The organism is Rossellomorea sp. NPDC071047, assembly GCF_050270195.1.
Classification (GTDB): domain Bacteria; phylum Bacillota; class Bacilli; order Bacillales; family Bacillaceae_B; genus Rossellomorea.
The window spans coordinates 1,490-2,865 of sequence record NZ_JBNNJT010000017.1 but is presented as its reverse complement, the minus strand read 5'-3'; the positions used below and the strand labels follow the sequence as shown (position 1 = coordinate 2,865).

At 54.3% G+C, this 1,376-nt stretch carries 1 rRNA gene (cut by a window edge); it reads right to left on the bottom strand.

The window, feature by feature from the left end:
- Positions 1 to 1,376 (bottom strand): 23S ribosomal RNA (locus tag ACQKFO_RS23575); its annotated part runs 1,489 nt beyond the window's last position; the annotation flags it as partial.

The following is a 1,376-nucleotide window of genomic DNA, read 5'->3' as shown; positions in this document are numbered from 1 at the left end:
TGGTTAAGTCCTCGATCGATTAGTATCAGTCAACTCCACATGTCGCCATGCTTCCATCTCTGACCTATCTACCTAGTCATCTTCTAGGGATCTTACTCACATACGTGATGGGAAATCTCATCTCGAGGGGGGCTTCATGCTTAGATGCTTTCAGCACTTATCCCTTCCGCACATAGCTACCCAGCGATGCCTTTGGCAAGACAACTGGTACACCAGCGGTGCGTCCATCCCGGTCCTCTCGTACTAAGGACAGCTCCTCTCAAATTTCCTGCGCCCACGACGGATAGGGACCGAACTGTCTCACGACGTTCTGAACCCAGCTCGCGTACCGCTTTAATGGGCGAACAGCCCAACCCTTGGGACCGACTACAGCCCCAGGATGCGATGAGCCGACATCGAGGTGCCAAACCTCCCCGTCGATGTGGACTCTTGGGGGAGATAAGCCTGTTATCCCCGGGGTAGCTTTTATCCGTTGAGCGATGGCCCTTCCATGCGGAACCACCGGATCACTAAGCCCGACTTTCGTCCCTGCTCGACTTGTAGGTCTCGCAGTCAAGCTCCCTTGTGCCTTTACACTCTGCGAATGATTTCCAACCATTCTGAGGGAACCTTTGGGCGCCTCCGTTACTCTTTAGGAGGCGACCGCCCCAGTCAAACTGCCCACCTGACACTGTCTCCCACCCCGATAAGGGGCGCGGGTTAGAATTTCAATACAGCCAGGGTAGTATCCCACCGATGCCTCCACCGAAGCTGGCGCTCCGGTTTCCAAGGCTCCTACCTATCCTGTACAAGCTGTACCAAAATTCAATATCAGGCTACAGTAAAGCTCCACGGGGTCTTTCCGTCCTGTCGCGGGTAACCTGCATCTTCACAGGTACTATAATTTCACCGAGTCTCTCGTTGAGACAGTGCCCAGATCGTTACGCCTTTCGTGCGGGTCGGAACTTACCCGACAAGGAATTTCGCTACCTTAGGACCGTTATAGTTACGGCCGCCGTTTACTGGGGCTTCGATTCGCACCTTCGCTTGCGCTAAGCACTCCTCTTAACCTTCCAGCACCGGGCAGGCGTCAGCCCCTATACTTCGCCTTACGGCTTCGCAGAGACCTGTGTTTTTGCTAAACAGTCGCCTGGGCCTATTCACTGCGGCTCTCTCGGGCTTGCACCCTACCAGAGCACCCCTTCTCCCGAAGTTACGGGGTCATTTTGCCGAGTTCCTTAACGAGAGTTCTCTCGCTCACCTTAGGATTCTCTCCTCGCCTACCTGTGTCGGTTTGCGGTACGGGCACCTTTTTCCTCGCTAGAGGCTTTTCTTGGCAGTGTGGAATCAGGAACTTCGCTACTATAATTCGCTCGCTATCACAGCTCAGCCTTATG